20 protein-coding genes and 1 other annotated feature are annotated in these 19,099 nt (G+C 67.9%); of the genes, 8 read left to right on the top strand and 12 right to left on the bottom strand.

Going from position 1 to position 19,099, the window contains the following annotated elements:
• Positions 1-119 precede the first annotated feature (119 nt).
• The 7 genes from FU792_RS06570 to FU792_RS06540 form a co-directional block, all read right to left on the bottom strand.
• The gene (locus tag FU792_RS06570) at positions 120-785 is read right to left on the bottom strand and encodes a dimethylsulfonioproprionate lyase family protein (RefSeq protein ID WP_022923713.1); all 666 of its coding nucleotides are present in this window, start codon (positions 783-785) and stop codon (positions 120-122) included.
• Between the two features lie 15 nt (positions 786-800).
• Complete coding sequence (locus FU792_RS06565; RefSeq protein WP_022923712.1) at positions 801-1,817, bottom strand: MDR family oxidoreductase; 1,017 nt, start codon at positions 1,815-1,817, stop codon at positions 801-803.
• A gap of 991 nt (positions 1,818-2,808) precedes the next feature.
• Positions 2,809-3,006: a hypothetical protein gene (locus tag FU792_RS06560; protein ID WP_022923711.1), complete on the bottom strand. Its 198-nt coding sequence runs from the start codon at positions 3,004-3,006 to the stop codon at positions 2,809-2,811.
• 122 nt (positions 3,007-3,128) lie between these two features.
• The gene (locus tag FU792_RS06555) at positions 3,129-3,278 is read right to left on the bottom strand and encodes a hypothetical protein (protein WP_022923707.1); all 150 of its coding nucleotides are present in this window, start codon (positions 3,276-3,278) and stop codon (positions 3,129-3,131) included.
• A gap of 228 nt (positions 3,279-3,506) precedes the next feature.
• Positions 3,507-4,679 carry an amidohydrolase gene (locus FU792_RS06550; RefSeq protein ID WP_022923710.1) on the bottom strand — a complete coding sequence of 391 codons (1,173 nt, stop codon included), beginning with the start codon at positions 4,677-4,679 and terminating at the stop codon, positions 3,507-3,509.
• A gap of 8 nt (positions 4,680-4,687) precedes the next feature.
• Positions 4,688-5,926, bottom strand: coding sequence for a M20 family metallo-hydrolase (locus FU792_RS06545; protein ID WP_202804706.1), 1,239 nt, complete (start codon positions 5,924-5,926; stop codon positions 4,688-4,690).
• A 64-nt stretch (positions 5,927-5,990) separates the two neighbouring features.
• A complete protein-coding gene (locus tag FU792_RS06540) occupies positions 5,991-7,058 on the bottom strand; it encodes a pyridoxal-phosphate dependent enzyme (protein WP_022923709.1) in 1,068 nt (355 codons plus the stop codon).
• 96 nt (positions 7,059-7,154) lie between these two features.
• On the opposite strand from FU792_RS06540, the gene FU792_RS06535 reads away from it, so the two are divergent.
• A complete protein-coding gene (locus FU792_RS06535; protein ID WP_022923708.1) occupies positions 7,155-8,042 on the top strand; it encodes a LysR family transcriptional regulator in 888 nt (295 codons plus the stop codon).
• Positions 8,043-8,899: 857 nt separating this feature from the next.
• Here FU792_RS06535 and FU792_RS06525 read toward each other — a convergent pair.
• Entirely contained in the window at positions 8,900-9,049 is a 150-nt protein-coding gene (locus tag FU792_RS06525) for a hypothetical protein (protein WP_022923707.1), read from the bottom strand.
• Positions 9,050-9,998: 949 nt separating this feature from the next.
• On the opposite strand from FU792_RS06525, the gene FU792_RS06520 reads away from it, so the two are divergent.
• Together FU792_RS06520 and FU792_RS06515 are read left to right on the top strand one after the other, a co-directional pair.
• Positions 9,999-10,235, top strand: a complete 237-nt coding sequence (locus tag FU792_RS06520; protein ID WP_157609171.1) for a hypothetical protein — start codon at positions 9,999-10,001, stop codon at positions 10,233-10,235.
• Between the two features lie 247 nt (positions 10,236-10,482).
• Entirely contained in the window at positions 10,483-10,779 is a 297-nt protein-coding gene (locus FU792_RS06515; RefSeq protein ID WP_238706067.1) for a helix-turn-helix domain-containing protein, read from the top strand.
• Between the two features lie 80 nt (positions 10,780-10,859).
• Here FU792_RS06515 and FU792_RS06510 read toward each other — a convergent pair whose 3' ends face one another.
• From FU792_RS06510 to FU792_RS06500, 3 genes are all read right to left on the bottom strand, one after another.
• The gene (locus FU792_RS06510) at positions 10,860-11,384 is read right to left on the bottom strand and encodes a ClpP family protease (RefSeq protein ID WP_338101169.1); all 525 of its coding nucleotides are present in this window, start codon (positions 11,382-11,384) and stop codon (positions 10,860-10,862) included.
• Positions 11,381-12,001, bottom strand: coding sequence for a ClpP family protease (locus tag FU792_RS06505; protein WP_022923704.1), 621 nt, complete (start codon positions 11,999-12,001; stop codon positions 11,381-11,383). Before FU792_RS06505 ends, FU792_RS06510 begins: the two co-directional genes overlap by 4 nt.
• Positions 12,002-12,204: 203 nt before the next feature.
• The gene (locus FU792_RS06500; RefSeq protein WP_237739978.1) at positions 12,205-12,819 is read right to left on the bottom strand and encodes a TetR/AcrR family transcriptional regulator; all 615 of its coding nucleotides are present in this window, start codon (positions 12,817-12,819) and stop codon (positions 12,205-12,207) included.
• A 183-nt stretch (positions 12,820-13,002) separates the two neighbouring features.
• On the opposite strand from FU792_RS06500, the gene FU792_RS06495 reads away from it, so the two are divergent.
• The 4 genes from FU792_RS06495 to FU792_RS06480 all read left to right on the top strand — a co-directional run bounded on the left by FU792_RS06495 (position 13,003) and on the right by FU792_RS06480 (position 16,496).
• Positions 13,003-14,034: an NAD(P)-dependent alcohol dehydrogenase gene (locus FU792_RS06495; protein WP_237739977.1), complete on the top strand. Its 1,032-nt coding sequence runs from the start codon at positions 13,003-13,005 to the stop codon at positions 14,032-14,034.
• A 94-nt stretch (positions 14,035-14,128) separates the two neighbouring features.
• On the top strand, positions 14,129-14,620 hold the full coding sequence (locus tag FU792_RS06490; RefSeq protein ID WP_028130773.1) for a DUF6326 family protein: 492 nt from the start codon (positions 14,129-14,131) through the stop codon (positions 14,618-14,620).
• Positions 14,621-14,660: 40 nt separating this feature from the next.
• Positions 14,661-15,467 carry a CPBP family intramembrane glutamic endopeptidase gene (locus FU792_RS06485; RefSeq protein WP_022923700.1) on the top strand — a complete coding sequence of 269 codons (807 nt, stop codon included), beginning with the start codon at positions 14,661-14,663 and terminating at the stop codon, positions 15,465-15,467.
• Positions 15,468-15,596: 129 nt separating this feature from the next.
• Positions 15,597-16,496 (top strand): CPBP family intramembrane glutamic endopeptidase, encoded by a 900-nt coding sequence (locus tag FU792_RS06480; protein ID WP_022923699.1) that lies wholly within the window; start codon positions 15,597-15,599, stop codon positions 16,494-16,496.
• A 345-nt stretch (positions 16,497-16,841) separates the two neighbouring features.
• Here the strand turns inward: FU792_RS06480 and FU792_RS06475 are convergent.
• A protein-coding gene (locus FU792_RS06475) for an IS3 family transposase (protein ID WP_420329326.1) occupies positions 16,842-18,139 on the bottom strand; the annotation gives its coding sequence in 2 pieces (ribosomal slippage) (positions 16,842-17,851 and positions 17,851-18,139; 1,299 coding nt in all).
• Positions 17,730-17,858: a sequence feature (AL1L pseudoknot), on the bottom strand. (Overlaps the previous gene by 129 nt.)
• A gap of 61 nt (positions 18,140-18,200) precedes the next feature.
• Between FU792_RS06475 and FU792_RS06470 the strand changes: the two genes are divergently transcribed.
• Positions 18,201-19,055, top strand: a complete 855-nt coding sequence (locus FU792_RS06470; RefSeq protein ID WP_022924539.1) for a DUF2268 domain-containing putative Zn-dependent protease — start codon at positions 18,201-18,203, stop codon at positions 19,053-19,055.
• Positions 19,056-19,099 lie beyond the last annotated feature (44 nt).

Below are 19,099 nucleotides of genomic sequence, written 5' to 3'. Positions count from 1 at the left end.
CCTGAACGTACCTCCCCGCCCGGTGCCGCGTCAGCCGCGTGCCTCGACCTCCACCGCAGTGGGCTACGCGCGCTACGTCGATGATCGACGTCACCTGTCCGCGTGGCTGTCGCTTCGGTCTACGGGGTGCGACGGCGTGCGGATGAGAAGCGCATGGCCGGGGTGGTCAGCCGCTCGGGCGGCCCGAGCCACGAGTACGCCAGCAGGCACGGTGACTGGCGCCCGGTCGTGATGCGGTGTTCCTGTCCTGCCTCGTTCAGGATCAGCGAACCAGGGGCGTGCACGGCGGCGTCGTTCTCCGACCACCCACCGGCGATCGCGACGTAGGACTCCTGGATGCCTGCATGGTGATGCTGGGGGTAGACGGTCTCGGGCGCGAAGAGCACCAGTCCCAGCACGATGCGGTCGGTCAGCACGGGCCCCCGGGGGCCGACCACCTCGCAGTAGCCGTACTTGCTCGACAGACCCCGTGGGACTTTCTCGTATCCCTGCTCCCAGGTCAGCCGGTCCGAGATCCGGCGCAGCGAGTCGCTGAGCGTGTTCAGGTCGCCACGTGAGCCCAGGTCCAGCGCCCGGCCGAGGTGGTTCACCACCGGCAGGCGAGCGGGCTCTCGCTCGAGGACCTCCGGGTTGTCCTCGAGGACGTCGGCGATGGTCTCGCGCACCCGGCGCATGTGTGTGCGGATGGGGCGGCTGCCACCGGCCGAGCCATACCGGTAGAGGGCGTCGAAGTCACTGATCGTGTACTTCAGGTCCGGATGCTCGTTCAGCCGTGATGTGCCCATCCCCGTGACACCTCCTCAGCCCTGCACAGAGACCACCGTGCGCCCGCGCACACGGCCCTGCAGGATGTCCTCGGCTCGGGCCGGCACCTCATCGAGCGAGATCTCACTGGTCATGGTCTCGAGCAGGTCGCTGCTCAGATCGTCGGCCAGACGCCTCCACGCCCGCTGCCGCAGGTCGCGGGATGCGGTCACGGAGTTGATGCCGACCAAGCTCACCCCACGCAGGATGAAGGGCATGACACTGCCCGGAAGATCCGGGCCCTGGGCCAGACCACAGGTCGTGAGGACGCCCTCGTCCCTGGTCTGGGCTAGCAGGTTGACCAGGGTGTGCGAACCTGCGGTGTCCACGCCTCCGGCCCAACGTCGCTTCTGCAGCGCCGGGCCAGGGTCGGCGAGCTCGCGACGGTCCAGGACCTGCGAGGCGCCGAGCCCACGCAGGTAGTCCCCCTCGCTGTCGACGCGTCCCGTCGCAGCAACCACCTCGAACCCCAGATGCGCGAGGACGGCGACGGCGACCGATCCCACGCCACCGCTGGCACCCGTGACGACCACTGGCCCCTGGTCCGGGGCGACGCCCTCCCGCTCCAGGGCGAGGACCGAGAGCATCGCGGTGAAGCCGGCAGTCCCGATGACCGCCGCCTGCCGGGCGCTGACGCCTTCGGGCAGGGCGAGCAGGTAGTTCCCGGAGACCCGCGCCCTCGTCGCGAGCCCGCCGTGCGCTGACTCACCGATGCCACCGCCGGTCAGGACCACGGTCTCGCCAGGCGCGAAGCGCGCATCCTTCGATGCCGACACCCGACCCACCAGGTCGATGCCCGGGATCAGCGGCGAAATCCTCGCGACCCCGGGCCTGCCCGCGATCGCCAGCCCGTCCTTGTAGTTCAGACCCGAATACATGACGTCGATGTCGACAGGCTCATCACCCCCCGAGCCCACAAGCAGACTCTCGGACAGGTCAGTGACCTCAGCACGGTGATCCTGGATCCGGCCAGCCTGCAGATCCTGCTCGATGATGATCCCGCGAAAGCTCACACTCGCCCTTTCCTCAGACCCTCCTGCGCAACTCGACGCGTGCAAGGGTCAACTGCTGCGGCCAAGCCACACTGTACAAACGCAACCCGACGCTCCATCCTGACGCCCACCGACCCTTTCAGTCGGCGGCCGCACAAGCCTACTGAGGCGGCAGCACGGCCAGGTGAAACTGACTCGCCTTGCTCGACGATGCGCATCGGAAGCTTGTGCTGTGCCCAGGGCCCCGTCACCTTGGGCTCGAACGCCCTCATCTGCCGCACTGAGCGTGGTCCGCACGCTACTGCCGCACTGAGCGTGGTCCGCACGCTACTGCCGCACTGAGCGTGGTCCGCACGCTACTGCCGCACTGAGCGTGGCCGCACGCTACTGCCGCACTGAGCGTGGTCCGCACGCTACTGCCGCGAGTGGGGCGTCCGGGCGTACCGAACGCCGGCCCAAATCAGAACCCGCCTCCCACCCTGCTCTCGAAATCGTTTCCGCAGTCCGAGCACCGCACGAAGTGACGCACGATGTCCCCAGCCGGCGAGGGGACGTAGTGGATCTCATCTGCCGCGCGCTCGACCGCTAGGGAGCCGCACCGCGGACAAGGATCGTAACCAGCAACCGCGCGACTTCGCTGCGATTGCTGATGCTTACGCAGAAGCGCTGCGGCCAACCCTAGCCTGACGACACAGCTGACCGCGAAATAAAGCCGATAGGAACTCCACGCCAGCCCAACGATGGACACCATGGATGTCAGTAGCAGAGCGAGCAGATTCATCCTGCGTCCCGTCACCCGGCACTCCTTCCACGGCGTAGGCACCTATCTGTCGTTGATGTAGCGATTGACTGATCGAGCCCTTGGCGTCGCGAGGCATGGGCTGGGCATGGCAGCCCCACGCGGTCGACACGATGCAGCAGCGACTCGCCTTCCCGGTCCGTGTTCGGCTGACCGCTACCCAGACCCCCCGTTCTGGCGGCCGGGCCGAAAACAGCGTGGGCCGTACAGGACTCACCAGTAACCGGCCTGCGCACTCCGCCTGACCCGTAATAGATTGCCGATCGCCAGTACCAAGAACAAGACGCCCAGCGCGACCCACAGCCACCGCAACGAGGCTCCGGACACGAGTCCGGCTCCGATGAGGCAGGCGCCCACCACGATATTCAGCACGGCAACCACGGAGACCATCCGGCGGCGCTGCTCGTCCATGCGGGCCACAGTAGCCCCGGAGCGTTTCGGTGCACCTGCCTACCTGCGCGATGATCGGGAGCGCACTCTTCTGCCGCGACCCGCGCGTCCAATAGCAGCCTGCATGTAGTTGTGTCGTGCGGTCAGCGGCGCAGCTTCAGCCAGCCCCAGGCGGCGGTGGCCGCGAAGGCCACGAGGCCGATGATCGTTAACCAGAGCAGACCTTCGAGCACCGCCCCGAGGACGGCGAACACGAGCCAGAGGGCGAGCAAGACAAGGATGACGGTCTTCATGTCCCCAATCCTCACATCACGGCCCGTCAGGAGGGCAAATGGCCGGCCACTGTGCCCTCGTCTCAACGCGACTGCGCGGTCACGCCCGTCTCGACATACTCCAGATGGTTAAGCGACGCACAGACTCCGGGCCTTACTCTCATGCCGCGTGGCGAAATCCTGCATCTGGACCGAATCGGGGCGGGCGCGTCACCTGTTCCTGTGCGTTCGAGAGGAAGGCGAGTTTGCCTATGTTGCTGGTATCTCGGTTCGGACGGCGTGGACGTAGAACGCGACGCCCGAGGGCAGGATGTCGTCGTTGAGGTCGTAGTCGGCGCTGTGCAGCGGGGTGCCGCCCCGGCCGGGCTCGGTGCCGTTGCCGAGGAGGGCGAAGCACGCGGGGACGTGGCGGGCGAGGATGCCGAAGTCCTCGCTCGGCATGATCGGGTCGCAATGACCGACGACGTGGTCGGCGCCGAGCGCGGCGACGGCGGCGGCGATCGTACGCTCCGTGACCTCGGGGTCGTTGATCGTGGGAGCGAACTCGTGCGTGTAGGTCACCTCTGCCCGCGCCCCGTGCGCCGTAGCGACCCCGGTGGCGACCTCGCGGATCCGTCGCTCGAGCAGCTCCTGGACCTGTGGATGGAAGCTCCGGGTGTCACCGGTGATCCGCACGGTGGAGGGTATGGCGTTGCGTGCGCCGTCGGTCTCGAAGCCGGTGCACGAGACGACCGCCGGGTGCACGGGGTCGACGTTGCGGGCGACGACCGTCTGCAGGGCCAGGACGATCTCGGCCCCGGCGACCAGCGGGTCGACGACGGCCTCCGGCCGGGCGGCGTGACCGCCCCGGCCGTGGACGGTGATCGTGAAGTTGTCCTCGCTGGCCATGATCCCGCCCGGCCGCACGTGCAGGTGACCGGCCGGCAGGCCGGGCAGGTTGTGCAGCCCGTAGAGCACGTCGAGCGGGAAGCGCTCCAGCAGCCCGTCGTCCAGCATCGCCTGCGCGCCCCGACCGGGTTCCTCGGCCGGCTGCAGCACCAGGCGGACGGTGCCGTCGAAGCCGCCCTCCTCGGCCAGCACTGCGGCCGCGCCGAGGACCATGGCCATGTGTCCGTCGTGCCCGCAAGCGTGCATGACCCCGGCGTTGACCGACCCGTGCTCACGGCCTTCCACCTCCTGGATCGGCAGGGCGTCCAGGTCCGTGCGCAGGCCCACCGCCCGTCCGGAGGTGCCGTGGGTCAGCGAGGCGACGGCTCCGGTGCCACCGATGCCGCGCGCGACGTCATACCCGAGGTCTTCGAGTACGCCGGCCAGGTAGTCGACGGTCGTGTGCTCGGTGAATGCGGTTTCGGGGTGGCGGTGCAGGTGGTGGCGCCAGGCGCGCGGGCGGGCGTCGAGCGCGGTGTCGAGGAGGAGGTCCATGGTGCGCCTCAGCGCGGGTCGGCGGTGTGGTCGGGAGCCTGGTTGGCGAGCCGGAGTATGGCGTTGGCGAGCAGGTCGGTGCCGTCGCCGCAGGACTCGGGGGTGGAGTACTCGCGTGGGGTGTGGCTGATGCCACCGTGCTCGCCGCGGACGAAGACCATGGCGGTCGGGCAGGTCGCGGCGATCTCCTGGGCGTCGTGCCCTGCCCCGCTAATCGCCCGCACGTAGGCCAGTCCGAGGTCGTCGGCTGTCCCGTCGAGCAGGTCCTGGACGCCGGCATCGAAGGGCACCATCGCGGTCTTGGCCATCCGCTCCCACTTGACGCGCACGCCGTGCTGCTCGGCGAGGGCGTCGACGTAGGCCGCCAGGTCCTTCTCTGCGCGGGTCATCTGCCCGTCGTCGGGGTTGCGCAGGTCGATGGTGAGCATCGCGTGGTGCGGGATGACGTTGGTCTGACCCCCGCCGATGTCGAAGGTGCCGACGGTCGCGCGCAGCTGCCCGTAGTCGCCGCTGTCGCACATCCGCCGTGCCTCGACGACCACGTGCGCGGCGACCAGCCCGGCGTCGTGCCGCGAGCCGATGGGCGTGGTCCCGGCGTGCGCGGCCTCGCCGTGCACGGTCAGCCGCTGCCAGGAGATGGACTGCACGCCGCCGACGATGCCCACGCTCACCCCGGCGTCCGCGAGGATCGGTCCCTGCTCGATGTGGCACTCGACGTAGGCGTGCGGGACCGGGCGCAGCTCGTGCGCGGGCCCGTCGAAGCCGATCCGCTCCAGCTCCTCCTTCACGCTCTTCCCGTCGTTGTCGGTGAGTTGCCAGGCGTGCTCGATCGGGATGCGGCCGGCCGTGACGGCCGAGCCGAGCATGTCGGTGCCGAACCGCACGCCCTCCTCCTCGGTGGAGAAGCCGACCTCGACGTCGCGCAGCGTCTGCACCCCGGCCTCGTCGCGCGTGCGAATGACCTCGATGCCGCCGCCGAGCACGCCGAGCGTCCCGTCGAACGCCCCGCCCGTGGCGACCGTGTCGATGTGCGAGCCCATGAGCACGCACGGCAGGGAGCGGTCGTTGCCGGGGCGGGTGGCGTAGACGTTGTCAATCCGGTCAACGCGCACCTCCAGCCCGGCTTCGAGCATCCACTCGACCACCCGACGACGGGCCTGCGCGTCGGCGTCGGTCAGCGCCAGCCGGCGCACACCGTCCAGGCCGGTGGCCTCGTCGCGGTAGGCGCCGATCGCTTTCAGCTCCATGAGCGGGCCCAGAGCCGGTCGCGGTCGATGCGCAGGGTCGTGGCAGTCGTGGGGTTGGCGTTGCTCATGCGGAGTCCAGTCCTTCGGTGGAAAGCAGGACGACGACGGCGTCCTGGGGGAGGTCGAGGTCGGTACGCCGGCCGGGGTCGGCGAGCGCAGCGCGGACCCCGGCCAGGGTGGCGGCGCCGCACGGGCCTGAGGAGACGCCGAGTGTCTCCAGGTCGCGAGATGCGGCCAGCGCCGCCTCATCGGTGACGGCGACGGCGGCGTCGCAGCCGCGCTGCAGCACCGGCCAGGCGAGGCTGGAGACGGTGCCGCAGTTGAGGCCGGCCATGACGGTCGAGGCGGTCGGCACCGGCACGGGTGTGCCGGCGCGCAGGCTCGCGAGCAGCCCCGCGGCGGTGTCGGGCTCGACGGACAGCACACGTGTGGGGTAGACGTCGCTGCCCGCTGGGGACGTCACGGCGTGCGGTGCTTCACCACTGCGGTAGTGCTCGACCACGGCCTGCGCCAGGGACCCGACGCCGACCGGCACCGCGACGAGGTCCGGCTTCCGACCGGGCGCCTCGTCGACCTCGGCGAGCAGCGTCCGGTAGCCCTCCACGATCCACTGCGGCACCTGCTCGTAGCCGTCCCAGGCCGTGTCCTGCACCAGCTCGCGGCCCGGGTCGGCGTCGGCGTGCGCGGCCGCGGCACGCACGGTCACGTCGTAGTCGCCGTCGACCCGGACCACCTGCGCACCTTCGTCCACGACGCGCGCGGCGGTGCTCTCGAGCATGACGTCGGGGACGAAGACCGTCGCCGCAGTGCCCAGCTCGCGGGCCGTCCGGGCGACCGCCCGACCGTGGTTGCCATCTGTGGCGGTGACCAGGCGCGCGCCGGGGTGGTGCTCCAGTGTCTGCCGACAGGCCCACGAGGCACCCAGGATCTTGAACGCGGGCAGCCCGAGCCGCGACGATTCGTCCTTGACCAGGACACGGCCTACACCGAGTTCGGCAGCCATGGCGGGCAGGTCGACCAACGGGGTGGGCTGGTAACCGGGCAGTGTGCGGTGGAACTCCCGCGCCGCGCCCGACGCCTCGTTGGGCATGGACCGGTGCCGCGCGGCAGGGTTGCTGTACCAGGACGTCATACCGGCCAGTCTCGGCGCCAGCAACCGTCCACGTCTAGCGCCTAGAATCGCACGAAACCGTTCGGCATACCCGAACATCGGCTGCGAGGTGGGGACATGCTGGAACTGCGACGCCTGCGGCTGCTCGTCGAGCTCTCGCGCCGCGGCACGGTCGGCGCGGTCGCGCAGGCGCTGTCCTACAGCCCCTCGACGGTCTCCTCCCAGCTCGGCGCGCTCGAGAAGGAGGCCGGGGTCGCGCTGCTGGAGCCGGTCGGGCGGCGCGTGCGGCTGACGGCGGCGGGCGAGCTGCTCGTCACGCACGCGGTGCGGCTGCTGGCCGAGCTCGAGCGCGCGGAGGCGGGGCTGGCAGCACTGGGCGCTGAGGTGACGGGGAGAGTGCGGGTGGCAGCGTTCCAGAGCGCGGTGCTGGCGCTGCTGCCCCCGACCCTGATCGACCTGCGCGGGCGGCACCCGGACCTGCGGGTGGAGGTCACCGAGCTCGAGCCCGACGTGTCGTTGCCGACGCTGGCGGGCGGCGACTACGACCTGGTGCTCGCTGAGGAGTACCCCGGACATCCGCTGCCCCGCACTCTCGGTGTTACCCGCGAGGACCTGCTCACCGACGGACTGCACCTCATCGTGCCCCGGGGCTGGGGTGAAGTTCGGCTGAGCGACCTGGCGGGGCGTCCGATGGCCATGGAGCCGCCAGGAACCCCGGCGCACGAGTGGGCCGTCCGGGCCTGCCGAGAGGCCGGGTTCGAACCCGACGTGCTCATCACCACGACCGACCTGCAGGTGCAACTACGCATGGTCGAGAACGGGCTCGCAGCCGCACTGCTCCCGCAACTGGCCGAGGCCGCCCAACGGCCAGCCGTCCGGATCATTCCACTGCCGGGACGGCCGCGTCGACGCGTGTTCACCGCCACCCGCACCGGCGGCCAAAGCCGCCCCGCCATCAGCGCGGTCATCCAGGCCCTCTCCCTTGCAGACCCAAACCAGGAATAGGTGGTCGGTCAAATCGCGGGAAGTCGGGGTCGCGACAGCTCACGGGAGCACGCGAAAAGCATCCTCTTCTGCCGCCGAGCGGCAACTTCGGGTCGGACACCATTTGTGGCCTGCGCCCAGCGCGCTACCCCGGCAGCCCAGGCTTGGTCGGGTTCGTCTCCACCACGAGGTACCGGAACTTGCCACCCGCCCCGGGCAACTCCGAGTAGTCGCACCAGCGCAACGGGTACTCACCGTCCAGGTGACGAGTGTTGGCTGGGTAGTCTCCGTTTCCCCAAAGGAGGGTCCCAGACAGAACCCGCCCCTCGTGCAGTCGGAACTCGCCATCACGTGTGGACCGCTGGGTCCGCGGTGGGGTCCATAGTGACGGTTCATTCGTTAGTAGGACGGCGAGTCCGTTCGCTCCCCGCCCACCGCGAAGCGTTCCAACCGTTCTATGTCGAACACGAAGTTGCGTCGTGCCAGGTCGGTGGCTGAGTGGTTGCGCAGCGAGTAACTCTCAGCGCCTTGTCCCGCGGTGCCGACCCAATTCCGCGTCCAATACTTGAACTCAATCGCCGTCTGCGCATGAGGGCTGGTCGCAAGGAGATCAAGGTACTCCCGTGGTCTCCTTGTCTAGTCTCAAGCCGCGTGTGGATGGCGGTATCGGTCTCCCAAAGAGTCCTGGCGAACGAGTGCTGCAGGTCGGCTTCTGAGTGAAAGACGGGGCGGAGCTCGCTAAGCGCCTTCATCACTTGATGCACGGACAACCGACCCGCAACCAGCGGCGCTCCCTGACCTGCACCGTTCACAGCCACATCCTGACATGACGCGACCCGCGCGTCCAATAGCAGCCTGCATGTAGTTGTGTCGTGCGGTCAGCGGCGCAGCTTCAGCCAGCCCCAGGCGGCGGTGGCCGCGAAGGCCACGAGGCCGATGATCGTTAACCAGAGCAGACCCTCGAGCACCGCCCCGAGGACGGCGAACACGAGCCAGAGGGCGAGCAAGACAAGGATGACGGTCTTCATGTCCCCAATCCTCACATCACGGCCCGTCAGGAGGGCAAATGGCCGGCCACTGTGCCCTCGTCTTAACGCGACTGCGCGATCACGCCCGTCTCGACATACTCCAGATGGTTAAGCGACGCACAGACTCCGGGCCTTACTCTCATGCCGCACTGAGCGTGGTCCGCACGCTACTGCCGCGGGGGGTTCGTTCGTCTCAGCCGGCAGCTAGTTGCCGGTGCCAAGCATCGTGCCGGTCGTGCTGCTCAGGCTGAATTGTGGCACCACAGCGATCGCACACCCACTGATACCTCGACTGGTGATAGCCGTCGCGCTGCGGGCGTCGGAAACCCAGGTACTCGAGCGTTCGGTCCCAGTACTTGCCCATGGTCGTGAACCTACTGGACGAGGTCCCGAGACGTCGGCTAGCGCCAGGATCCTGGCGCACGCACATGCCGCGGGCCGCGCGGTGGGCGCGGTGGGCGCGCTGGCGCCGCTGTCCGAATGGTCCTGAACGGCGATCGCGCGGTTCGCTCGTTAGTCTGACGAGCGTGTCAACGAGGCCCACTCCTGCCGTCGATCGACTCGCCGCACTCATCCCGGATGAGTTGATGGACGTCCCTGGCCACGCGTTCTACTCCGGAGAAGCCGCTTTCGCTGGTCGGTCTCGGCTCTACTTGCTTGCGGAGAACCCCGGCAGCGACGGCCCGGAGACGGTCCGTCAGCAGTTGCACAACATCAGGAACGGGCCGTCCGCGTACTCCGCCTTTCTGACACATACGTGGAAGCTGGCCGGACGCATTGATCACAGCGTGCTCCACTCCTGCGTCGACTCTCTCTCAACCCGACGGAGGTCCCTGCCAGTTGCCTGATCTTCAGTCGGACACGAGGGGAAGCGGACCTCGTGGGGAGTTTCGACCGCCTCGCAGACCTATGCTGGCCATTCCACCAAACGGTGGTCGACAGCCTCGACGTGGACGTCATCGTGTGCCTTGGCAAGAAGACCGGTGCCTACGTGCGCAGACGACTCGACGCCCACGAACAAATTGACCAATTCGTAGAGCAGAACAACCGCGGCTGGACCAGCCACACCCATCTTGGGCGAGACGGACTCAAGGTGGTTTCAGTCACTCATCCATCACGGGTCGACTGGCGCAATCCCGCTGCCGATGTGTCACCACTCGTGGCACGCGCGCTCAACGGCAACTAGGCCGCACCTGCTCACGGCGGGAAACGCACGCACATGCCGCCGGTCGATCCCTCTGGAAGCGCGTCATACCGCCGCCAGTCGCGCGCATTGGGACGGGTACGCGTGCGGTCTTGCCGGCAGGATCTCTCAGGCTCAGGCTGCTCGGCCCGGGCCGCAGCATGATGTTCCTATGCGCTGCCAAGCGGCAGAACGGAGCATCAGTCTCGTGGGACCGGATGGCAGGTTGCCGTTGGGTAGGCTGGGCAATGTGTCCGAGGTGATCCGCTTCCCGAGCCGTCACACAACGTTGGCCGAGCCCTTGTGGCGTGAGGCGGTGGGTGACACCGTCCGGCAGGAGCGACTCGACCGGGGCGAGCGGATCATTGACGTCGCCGAGCGCGCGGGCATTGCGCCGCAGTATCTTTCGGAGATTGAGCGTGGCCGCAAGGACCCTTCCTCCGAAGTGCACAGCGCGGTCGCCGGCGCTTTGGACCTTGGTGCTGGTGAGGTCACGCGGCGGGCTGCCACGCAGATGAGTCGCGGCCCGGTCTGCCTGGCGGCCTGACGCTCACTCGCCATTGCTGACGCGGCTGGTGTAGACGGCGTCGACGACGCCGTAGTTCACGGCCCCCTCTGCAGTGAGGATCAAGTCGCGCTCGGTGTCCTCCGGATCTGCTCTCGTGGCTTGCCGGTATGAGTGGCAAGCACCTCCTCGAGCATGGTGCGGACCCGTTCGACCTCGTCGGCCTCCAGAATCAGGTCGGGGATCGCGCCTCGTCCCTCGGCGGCAGGCGCGTGGATGACGACCCTGCCGTGCGGCAGGATCGCCCGACGCCCGGCCTCGCCACCGGCGAGCAGCACAGCCGCCGTGGAGGCAGCTTGTCCCACGCAGGTGGTGTGAACCTCCGCCCGCACGAACTGCATCGCGTCGTAGATCGCCAGCATCGCGGGGATCGAGCCGCCCGGGGAGTTGATGTAGAGCTGGACCGGCTGGTCTGGATCGTCGGACTCCAGGTGAATGAGCTGGGCGATGATCGCGTTGGCGACCCCGTCGTCTATCGGGGTGCCGAGGTAGACGATCCGGTCGGCGAGCAGCCTGGAGTAGATGTCGACCGTGCGCTCTCCCTGGTGGGTGCGGGTGGTGACGTAGGGGATGGGGTAGCTGCTCATGGACGTCCTCCGAGGCCGACCGGCCGGCTGGCGACCGGCATCACCTGGTCGATGTTGTCGATGACGTGGTCCACGAACCCATAGTCGATCGCCTCGTGCGCATCGAACCATCGGTCCCGCCGCGAGTCGCGCTCCACGGTGGTCACGTCCTGACCGGTGTCCTCGGCAATCAGGCTCAGGACGGTGTCCCGGGTATGCCGCAGGTCGTCGGCCTGGATGGCGATGTCCATTGCCGTGCCACCGATGCCGGCCGACCCCTGGTGCAGCAGCACCTTGGAGCGTGGCATCGCGAACCGCTTTCCCGGGGTGCCGGAGGACAGCAGGAACTGACCGGCACTGTAGGCCATGCCGACGTTGACTGTGACCACGTCATTCCCGATCGCTCGCATGCAGTCGCGGATCGCGAGCATGCCCGGCACCGAGCCGCCGGGTGAGTTGATGAGTAGCCTGATGTCCGCGGCCGGGTTCTCGACGGCCAGCAAGAGCAGGCCATTGCACAAGCGGTTGGCGTTCCAGTCCTCCAGCGGTTCGCCCAGGAGCAGCGTTCGACGCTCAAACAGTCGCCGATACATCTCCTCGTCCAGAGATCGACCCGCCGGTGCTGATTTGGTGCTCATGTGACCACTCTCAGTGAGGATTCGGCCCAGACGTCACGGCGCTGCTCAAAGCAGCGCTGCTGTGAGCAGCGCTGGCTGCGCCTGCGGCAGGGCCGCCCGAGACGGTATGGGGAGGCTTCGTCGTCCTGATGGGGTTGCGGGCCGTGGCCTGTCTCACAGACATTCCTGAGTTACCGAGCAGGACCGCCCCTCGGCCTGTCCGACTATGCGGAGGCTCTCAGGGGCTCGAGCGCGGATAGGATGAGGTCGAGGCCGAAGATGAACTCCTCTGCCGGGTCGTAGCCGGCGGCGACCAGCGTCACGGCGGACTCGTGGAGGTAGGGAAACTGGTCGGGAGGAAGCTGGGGCAGGTAGACTTCCTCGACCATGTCCGCGAGCTCGTGGGGGGTGTCGAACGGCAGGCTGGCTTCCTGCAGGGCGTGTCCGTAGACGTAGCTGTCGAGCAACCAGTTGGCGTGCGTCGCCATGAGGACCGTGAAGCCAGACCTGCGCAGGCAGGCGGTGACCGCTTCGCGGTGGCGGAGGTTGGCGGGCCCCGGCGTTGTCCGCGACTCGATCAGGCCGGTCGCCCACGGGTGGCGTGCGAGAACCTGCCGGGCCGATGCCGCCCGCCGTCGCATCGCCGACTGCCAGTCGCTCTCCTCGGGCGGGAGCTCGATCTCTTCGAACACCACGTCGATCATGGCGTCCAGCAACTCCTCCTTGCTTGCCACATAGTGGTACAGCGACATGGCGCCCACGTCGAGCGCGCCTGCCAGCCGGCGCATGCTCAGCCCGTGGACCCCGTCGCGGTCGGCGAGCCGGACGGCCTCGGCCACGACCCGATGCCTGCTCAAACCGGTCTCCGATGCGGACTGACGCTCGTTCCCCACAGACACGGGTGACCTCCCTTCCTCAACCCTCTTGACAATCGTACAGCGTACGTTGATAGTACGTCGTACGGCGCTTCGTACGCCGTACGAACCGGTCACAGCTTGTTCCTAAGACGTGAGGAGACGTCGGTGAAAGCCGCGCAGCCATCGGATGATCCAGCACGCCAGGCGCCGCTGGACAGACCGGCAATGATGCGCGCCGTCGCGCAGCAGCGCTACGGCCCGTCCTCGGTGCTCAAGACGATCGAGGTCGACGTGCCGTTGCCCGGTCCAGGCGATGTGCTCGTCCAGGTGGGTGCGGCCTCGGTACATCCCGGGGACTACTTCGTCACGACCGGCAAGCCGTACGTGCTTCGCCTGGTGTTCGGGCTTCGCCGACCGCGCCACGGGATCCCTGGCCGGGATTTCGCCGGCGTGGTGGCAACGGTCGGGAAGAATGTCACCGCTGTGCGCCCCGGCGAGGAGGTGTTCGGCTGGAGCACAGCGGGAACGCTCGCGGAGTACACCTGTGTCCCGAGGGACCACATCGTGCCCGTGCCTGCCAGCACATCAGTCGTGGAGGCGGCGGCGGTTCCCACGTCGGCCTTGACGGCATTGCAGGCATTGCGCGACATCGCGGAGATTCGACCTGGCCAGACCGTGCTGATTACGGGAGCGTCGGGCGGAGTGGGCTCCTTCGCCGTACAGATCGCCAAGGCGTTCGGTGCCGAGGTGACCGGGGTATGCAGTAGCCGCAACGTCGACCTGGTCCGCTCGCTCGGTGCCGACCACGTCGTGGACTACACCAGGACCGACTTCACGCGCACCGACAGACGCTACGACGTCATCCTCGACAACGTGGAAGCCCAGCCTCTGGCAGCTGTCCGCAGAGCGCTGACGCCGACCGGCACGCTCATCCCCAACAGTGGACGCGGCGGCCGCTGGTTCGGCCCGCTCGGTCGGATCATCAGAGCGCGCGTGCTGTCCGGATTCACGCGTCAGCAGCTGAAGCCTTTCGTGTCGGTCGAAAAGCCCCGGGACCTGCTCACCGTGGCCGACCTCCTCCTGACTGGGCAGATCACACCCGTGATCGACCGCATTTATCCCCTCGACGAAGCGGCCGAGGCCCTCCGCCACGTCGGGGCCGGCCACACCCGGGGGAAGGTCGTGGTCACCACCTGAGGACTTAAAGACAAGAAGGACCCCTCATGCCCTTTCCCCCTCGGACCTGATGCCCACTGCGGCTGAGGGACCCGTTCCCCCGGAAGAAGAACCGATGACCAACCGAACGAACACCCCGAATTGGCTCGATACCCCACCGATCCCCGTGCAGGCCAAACTCGCCGCAGCATGGACCAGCTTCATGTTCCTCTACGTCTACGTGGACATCCTGGCCCTCTACAAGCCCGGCGTCGTCGACGGCATCCTGGCCGGGGTCGTCTGGGAGCTCGACATCACACCCACCTGGGCCATCTCGGCCTTGACTCTCCTGGCCATACCCATCCTCATGGTCGTGCTCTCGATGAGCCTTCCCGCGCGGGCAAACCGCATCACGAACCTGGTCGTGGCCTCGCTACAGGTCCCCTTCGCGGCGTTCAACGCGGTGGGGGAACTGGGCGAGCCCTGGATGTACTTCTACGTCCTCGGCGTCGCACTGGAAGTCGGCGTTCTCGCCTTCATCCTTCGCTCCGCCTGGGCCTGGCCACGCCGCACCGCATCACCCTCGACCTCGGTCCCCGAAGGGCGCCCCGCGCCGCAGCAGGCATGACTACCCGCCTCGCTGTCCTGCCGCCGGAGAGCAGCAGATCATGACATCCCTTCCTCCGCCCGCGTCAGCCGAAGGCAGCGCGGAGCGTGACATCGCAGCCGAGAACCCGATCCCGCAACTCACCCTCCCCGGGGTGATAGGAGTCTGGGCAGCAGCCGCCATCCCCATGGCCGGGTTGGCGTGGGTGCTCGCGCCACTGCTCGCATCCGGATGGGACTCTCCCCTCGCCCTCGCGCAGTCCCTCATCGTGGTGCTCACTGCGGGCATGGTCTGGCAGTTCGTCCTGGTCCTACTTCTCGTATACAAGGAGCAGCGGACGTTGAGGTGGTCCGTCGTCCGGGACGTGCTCTGGCTGCGTGCTCCCCGTGACCCTCGCACGGGCCGACGCGGGGGACGAACATGGCTCGTCGTCCCAATCTGCGTCATCGCGTTCGCTCTCATGGAGTTTCTTCCGTTCGAGCTCGCCCCTGCCACAGGGCGCGACTTCGGCGACTTTCTCGGGTCCCCTGACGGACAGGCAACGGTCTCCGGCTCTTGGCTCTGGCTCGGGGTTCTACTGGCCTTCTTCGTCTTCAACACAGTCCTGGGTGAGGAGTTGCTCTTCCGGGGCTACCTTTTGCCCCGGATGAGGGGCGTCTTTGGATCGTGGGACTGGATCGCCAACGGTGTCCTCTTCGCCGTCTATCACCTGCACGTCCCCTGGGTGATCCCGATCGCCCTCATCGACACGTTCCTCTTGTCACTACCGTCTCGCCGGTACCAAAGCGCCCTCGTCGGGATCATCACCCACAGCGGGCAGAGCTTGTTCCTCTTCACTCTCGTTCTGATGCTCTTCCTGGCTCCCTAGCCCTCCCGAGTCCCCGTCCGGGGGTTCGGGCCAGCACTACTCCTGGGGGCGGGCGGTGCGTCGTATCCCGAGGCATCGGAGGTTCGCTCCCAGGTCCTTCCCGCTTTCGCTGCACCGAGGAGATGCACCATGCAGACACACGGCAACCAGCCCTTCAACACCCACAGTGAGCGTGACCGACCGGCCGCCCCCCATCCGTCCTGGCGTGAGATCGCCGGCCACATCGTCCTGGCCAGCGGGCTGTGCTGGCTCGTGATCGCCCCGGCCATGCTGGGGTTCAGCGACGCCGACGTGGCCCCGGCGCTGGTCCCAGTTGCCCAGCTCACACCCCTACTCGCCGCGCTCGTCTTCTTGCGGGTGCTGCGCCCCGGCCGGGCCCGCGACCTGCTGGCGCTTCGTTGGAACCGTTCCGGTCGCTGGGCGGCCATGGGAGTGGGCATCCTGGTGCTGATTGGGGCAGTCCAGCTGGTCTCGGGGCTGCTCCTCGGGTGGCGCCCACGACCAACCGCCGAGATCCTGACTGCCGCATCCGTCGTCCTACCCCTCCTAGTGATGCAGGCAACATTCGCCGTCGGCGAGGAGACCGGTTGGCGCGGATGGCTGCTCAGCCGGACCCGACACCTCGGGTTCCCGGCAGCTGCAGCCATCTCGGCAGGGGCCTGGACGCTATGGCACCTTCCAGCGCTCACGTTCCTGCCCGACCCAATCTCGGCCGAGTCTGCCGCTTATCTGGCGGGGATCGCCTCATGGGCGCCCTTCCTCGTGGCCCTGCGACTCGTCTCTGGATCGGTGTGGCCACCCGTACTCGTCCACGGGGCGATCAACAGCGTCCGCGTCTTCCAGCTGCAGTCGGTAGCCGACTCAGGCGGTGTCGACTGGCGCGTCGAAGCGCTGGGCTGGGTGCTGTGGCTCCTGGCGGCGGTGCTGCTCGCCAGGCATGGGGGTCGGCAGACCAAAAGGCTCCCGGAACACGACCGCGGCGTCGAGACCCTGCCCCGCATCAAGGCCGAACAAGAATCCCTAGACTGAGACCGTCCACTCTTCGACCGCCGAAACCGTCCAGTTTTCAAGCGCCGTCGACACGCCGTGCCTCTGACGACGATGAGAGGGTCCGACGCGTGGTCTTGAGGCGCTTGGTCAGGTACTCCCAAGGTCAGCGTCCGAGACGCTGGAGCAGACCTGCATACCGCTCTCGCCCACTCGCCGACAGCGCGCGCACCCGCTCCCCGTGCCCGCTTCGCGCTGCCGCCTCTCGGATAGTCCGCCCGCTCGGCTCACGCTTGCTCACCTTGGTATCGAAGCACATGCTGCGTGTCCGACGCGGTGGTGCGGGTGCGCCACCCATCCACATCTACAGTGTGAACCGCCCCGGGTTCAGTGGAGAGTCGTGTGTGCTTCGTCGGCGGTCGCCGTCGAAGGGTTGGGGGCAGCGTAGTGGTCGTGTTCGTACGCTGCGGGTGCGAGGTAGTCGCACCATGAGTGCGGGCGGGTCGTGTTGTACCAGTCGACCCACCGAAGGACTTCGAGCTCGACGTGCTCGAGCGTTTTCCAGGGGCCGCGCCGTCGGATGAGTTCGGTCTTGAAGACGCGGTTGAGCGCCTCGGCGGCGGCATTGTCGTAGCTGTCGCCCTTGGATCCGACGGAGGCGACGATGCCGAGTTCTTCGAGGCGCTCGGTGTACCGGATGGCTCGGTATTGCACGCCGCGGTCGGCGTGGTGGACCAGGCCGGTCAGGTCCCGTCCGTCGCGGTGGCGCTGCCAGATCGCGTGCTCCAGGGCGTCCAGGGCCAGGTCGGTGTGCAGCGAGGCAGCCACGCGCCAGCCGACGATCCGGCGGGAGAACAGGTCCATCACGAACGCGACGTAGACGAACCCGGCCCAGGTCGGCACGTAGGTGATGTCGGCCACCCACCGGTCATCCGGTGCCGCGGCGGTGAAGTCCCGGTTGAGCTGGTCGGCCGGGTGGCCGTCCTTGGCCGGCACCGTGGTCCGGGGCGCCTTGTGGTCGCCGGCGACCGCGCCGACCAGGCCCAGGGCCTTCATCCGCCTGGCCACGGTGCACCGCGCCACCGGTGGATAGGTGCGCCCGGTGGGGTTCCCGTGCTCGTCCAGGACCTGTTGCCGGTTGAGCACCTTCCACATCTTCTTCACCCCGTACACCTCGTAGTTCGCGTCGTTGGTCGACTGGATCCGCTCATCGAGGGCCGCGTCGGCCAGTGCCCGGTTCGAGGGGGCACGCGACGTGGCTGCGTAGTAGGTGCTCGGGGCGATCTTCGCGCCGGCCTCGGACAGGACCGTGCAGATCGGCTCGACCCCGAAGGACTCCTTGTGCTCGTCGATGTAGGCGATCAACGACTCGTGGGGCGGTCGAGCTCCGCCGCGAAAAAAGCTGAGGCCGACCGCAGGATCGCGTTCGCCCGGCGCAACTCCCGGTTCTCCTTCTCCAGCTGCACCAGCCGCTCCTGTGGATCGGTCGCGGTCGCAGTCGACCCGGCCGCCGGTGCGGGCCCGCGGAACCAGTTCCGCAACGTGGCACCCGGGATGCCCAGCTGCTCACCCACCTGGGCGCAAGCACGCTTCACCGGCAACCCCGGACTCTCCCGGATCGTCTCGTTCACCGCGCGGATCGCACGCTCACGCAGCTCGTCGCTGTATTTCCTCGGTGCAGGCATGACTCCACTCTCCCGTAGAGATCAAGACCCTCCACCAAACCCGGGACGGTTCAGTGCCGACATGTTGCGCGTCACATCGACCGTGCCTCAGTACCTCGCTCTGCTCGACGTGGCACCGGGCGATCGTGAGCGCGCTTGGGTCAGAGGGTACGAGCAGGCGTATGCCGATTTGTTCGAGATGTACTACGCCGGCTACGGACACCGGGACGGTCACCCCGCCGCCGTGGCGCTCGTGCCAGACCTGGCCCCCGAGATCAGCGAGCGCGAAGCGCGCGCCCTGCTTGCCCTCGAGCATGCCGCCAGTGACTTCGAGGGCCTGGGTCTACTGCCTGGTGGCACCGACCTTCACGTGACGCTGATGGTCGGGACCGGTCACTCCAATGCCTGGGTCAGACCCGTCGACGGCACTCCCGTCCTGTTCGTCGCCCTGGAGTTGCTGCCACCTGAGGGCCATGACGACATCCTGGTGGTGCACGAGCTCGTCCACGTGGTCCAACTGCAAGCCCTCCTGCCCGCCCTGGCCCGGCGAGCCGAACTGGAGAACCACCTCGGTCTGCGCATCTGGCTCGAGGGGCTGGTCGTCGCCGCTACTCGCCAGCTGCTGCCCGATCGACCCGCCCACCACTACTTCTTCGTGGCCGGCTACGACTGGCCCGAGCAGTGCCGGGCGGCCCTACCTCAGATCGCCCCGACGCTGCTGCGCAATCTGGAGGTCTGCGACGCCACCCTCACCTACGCGTTCGTCGGAGTCACTGAGGACCAACCGTGGCCCGGCCGCGCCGGGTACTGGATCGGTGATCAGGTTGTCACCGAGATCATGCAGGCCGGAACCGAACTCGATGACCTCTTGAGCTGGCAGCCAGAACGCATCGTCCAAGCCCTCCGAACCAGCGCCCTCCTGACGGGTCGATCCTGACCCGGACTCAGGTATGCGCTCAGGCATGTGCGCTCGGTTGCGAC

The organism is Serinicoccus marinus DSM 15273, from assembly GCF_008386315.1.
GTDB lineage: Bacteria > Actinomycetota > Actinomycetes > Actinomycetales > Dermatophilaceae > Ornithinicoccus > Ornithinicoccus marinus.
The sequence above is the reverse complement of the archived record's forward strand: the minus strand, read 5'-3'. Positions and strand labels throughout refer to the sequence as shown.